This is a genomic window from Fimbriimonadia bacterium (assembly GCA_039961735.1).
In the GTDB taxonomy this organism is placed as follows: Bacteria; Armatimonadota; Fimbriimonadia; order Fimbriimonadales; family JABRVX01; genus JABRVX01.
Genome location: JABRVX010000019.1, coordinates 1 through 3,230, shown reverse-complemented (window position 1 = coordinate 3,230; position 3,230 = coordinate 1). Strand labels below are relative to the sequence as shown.

The following is a 3,230-nucleotide window of genomic DNA, read 5'->3' as shown; positions in this document are numbered from 1 at the left end:
GCGGCCTCGCACCCCGCGTGACCACTCCCCACGACGATGACCTCGAAGTCGGTCTGCTTCACCGGGCGGAGTCTACCGCCGGTTCGCGAGGCCGAGAGCCTTCGTGAGTTCCTGTTCCCTTTCGTGGGAGCGATCCTGCCGCGTACGTAGCCTGCGACAAGCGCCGAGACCGACCTCAAGGGTCGCGAGCCTGTGACGCGATTGTGGGCGGATGCGTTGCCACCAAGTTGAATCCGTGGTAGAATGACTGGGAGAGCCGCGCCGGCCCCCACTGCGCGGTTGGCGTGCGCGGTCTCCCGGGAAGGAGCGAATGCGATGTTTGGACCTCTGGATGCTCGCGGCGTGGCGCCTGCGCTCGTTGCCGCCGCGCTGCTGCTGCCCCCCCCCACGCTAGGGCAGCCCGTCCCGAATGCCCCCTGGCCTATGATGGGCCACGACGCTAGGCACACCGGTCGGACGACGGTGGTTCCAGCGAACCCGGCCCTGCGGGGCACGATCAAGTGGATCTACGACCCCAACGACACCCACAACGACCCCGACGAGGTGGACGCCATCCATGCCGGAGCGGCCATCGGCCCCGACGGCAAGTTGTTCTTCGGAACGACTCATGGTCGTTTCATCTGTCTGAACAAGGCGACAGGCCAGAGGCTCTGGTCCTATCCCCCGCCAAGCCAGCCGCCCGCCTCGGCGCACGAGCAGGGCGTGTATGGCACTCCTGCGTTGGGTGTAGCTTACTCAGCGGGGGGCGACGGCTTGGACGGTCCTCCGGGCCAAGAGCTGTACAACGTCTACTTCACAACCGACGACGGGCGCCTCTGGTGCTTTCGTGCGGACGGATCGCTGGTCTGGATCCGGCAAGTGGGTGAAGCCATAGGTGGTTCGCCGGTGATCGGCTCGAACGGCCGGATCTACGTCGCCTGGTCCAACGGGGCCACACGGAAGGCGTACGTCAGCGCGTATGATGCGGCGGGCACCTCGAAGTGGGTGCAGGAGTTGCCCGCGCATCCCACACAACTCGTTGGGGTGATTGCAGGACCTGCGGTCGGCGACAACGGCACCGTATATGTGGGCGACACCCTCGGAAGGCTCCATGCGGTTGTCGACAGAGGGACCTACGGCGAGTTGAAGTGGCCCAACCCGTATAAGAACCCAGCGGGAGCCCCCGGAGTCCACTGTGAGCCCGTCATCGGCGATGACGGCACGATCTACTACACGACCTTTTACCAGCAGGTCGGCAATGGCTTGCACGCCGTTGTCGACAACGGGCTCTACCAGGCACCCTCCAGCAAGTGGCACCACGACACCTACATGCCGCTCGACTTCCTGACTTCCGTGGCTGGGCCCTTGGGACTTGAAGCCGTGGACCCGGTCGAGGGCGGCCCTTTTTTGGACTGGACTGCCGAAGGCGCGCGCATCTGGTTCGGCACCTTCGTGGGTGGCCCGTCCAGGTTCATACGCGTCGAGGAGTGCACTGAGCCAGGCGATCCGCCCCCGCGATGGGCCGAGGGCGTGGTGGTTACCGACCACCCACTCATCAACAACGTAGACGCGGTCGGAGCATGCGCAAGGTGGTACGACGCAGAAGGCCGCATGCAGCAAGCCATCGTGATCGCATACGAAGAGCCGATCGTGTACTCCTTTAGGCTGGAGGCTCACTTCCCGGCTCCCGTGTACTGGTGGCGGCTGCTGTACCCCACGTTCCCGGACACGATCGAGCGTCCGCAGTTGAGCATTGATTCGGATGGGACCGTGTATGTGGGATCATCCCACCCGCGCTACAGGAGCGGTCGTCTGTTCGCGATCTGGGGGCCCTAAGATGAGAGCGTTGTACCCCGCCCTTTGTGCCGCCGTCGCCGTGCTGTGTGGCGAGGCCTATGGCCAGACGCAGTGGGTGCACGAGCGGCTCGCGACTTCGACCCACTACAACCCCCCGCAATCGTACTACAGCTACGTGAGCCCGGGCGGTGTGCCCGTCTACGAGTTGGTTACCGAGACGGGGCTCAACGTTTTCGCGGGGCGTACGAACGTGAGCCTGCAAGTCGAGGGAGGCTTCCACTCCGCAGGGGCGCGGGGCGTTACGGACGACGGGCTTCCGATCTGGTGGGACCACAGCCGTCTGTACGTCGGCACGGACGTGTTCGCCACTTCCGTGTCGTACGCTGCGCCCTACCAACGCGGCCGAGGAGGCCAGATCAGCTACGAGAGGTACGTGGACGGCCTATCGAAGGCGTACGTGAATCACTCCGACGTCACCACGGCGGCGCTCGGTGAGACGGGTGAAGGCAGGACGCCGTCGGTCCCGAGCCCGTCTGGCTCGGTCGCCTGGCGAGGCAGAGGTGCGAGCACCGAGGGATACTGGGACATGTTTGCGGGTACCGAGAACATGAGCGCCTTCCTTGGCGCGGGTCGCACCGCCGAGGGAGGCTGGGTGGACGATGCGGGGCACGTACTGTGGTTAGGCAGGGCTCCATCTACCGGGAATCGGTACAAAGTGTACGTGGACCGCCGCGACTTGACGACGGAGGCTTTCGGGCCCACAGCCGAAGGGATCCCCAGAGGGATGAACCGCCGGGGTGACGCCCTCTGGGAGGGCGGACCGGGCGGTCAAGTGATGCTGAACACGACCAGCGTATCCTATCCGGTGGTCGGGGCAAGCAAGCAGACAATGGCCCACGGCCTCTCCGAGGACGGTCACGTGTTGTGGTCGGCAACAGGCGGGGGTATGGACTGGAACCTGTTCCGTGACGACGTGAACCTTACCGCCACGGTGCTGGGTGCCGACGCGGCTTCCGACCCTGCGAATGCCCGCATCAACGCCACGGGTCACGTGCTATGGGGGGGCTGGCGATTCTCCGAGCACTTCGGGGGCATCTTCTACGACACGTTCAATCTGTCACGGGATGCGCTGGGGACTGACGTCTGGGAGGCTTCATCCATGGCAATCGGTGACGCGGGCCACTGCCTGTGGTGGTGGCAGACACCCGAGCAGACATACGAAGTGTGGCTCAGCACGCCGGTACCGGAGCCGAACGGGCTGACGGTGCCAATCCTGTTAGCGCTAAAGTTGCTAGTGCGGCGAGGACGTCAGGTCACGCACGCGGTCCGGCAACCGAGGCGCGCAGACGCCAACGCGGCCTCGCACCCCGCGTGACCACTCCCCACGACGATGACCTCGAAGTCGGTCTGCTTCACCGGGCGGAGTCTACCGCCGGTTCGCGAGGCCGAGAGCC

At 65.3% G+C, this 3,230-nt stretch carries 1 protein-coding gene and 1 pseudogene; one reads left to right on the top strand and one right to left on the bottom strand.

Going from position 1 to position 3,230, the window contains the following annotated elements; genetic code table 11:
• The first annotated feature begins 315 nt into the window (after nucleotides 1-315).
• The gene (locus HRF45_06620) at nucleotides 316-1,815 is read left to right on the top strand and encodes a PQQ-like beta-propeller repeat protein (GenBank protein ID MEP0766200.1); all 1,500 of its coding nucleotides are present in this window, start codon (nucleotides 316-318) and stop codon (nucleotides 1,813-1,815) included.
• 1,272 nt (nucleotides 1,816-3,087) lie between these two features.
• Here the strand turns inward: HRF45_06620 and HRF45_06615 are convergent.
• Nucleotides 3,088-3,192, bottom strand: a pseudogene (locus HRF45_06615) (FAD-dependent oxidoreductase).
• Between the last annotated feature and the right edge of the window lie 38 nt (nucleotides 3,193-3,230).

Excerpts from the sequence above, each read along its gene's own strand:
- HRF45_06620 (MEP0766200.1), top strand. The coding sequence starts at position 316 with ATGTTTGGACCTCTGGATGCTCGCGGCGTGGCGCCTGCGCTCGTTGCC.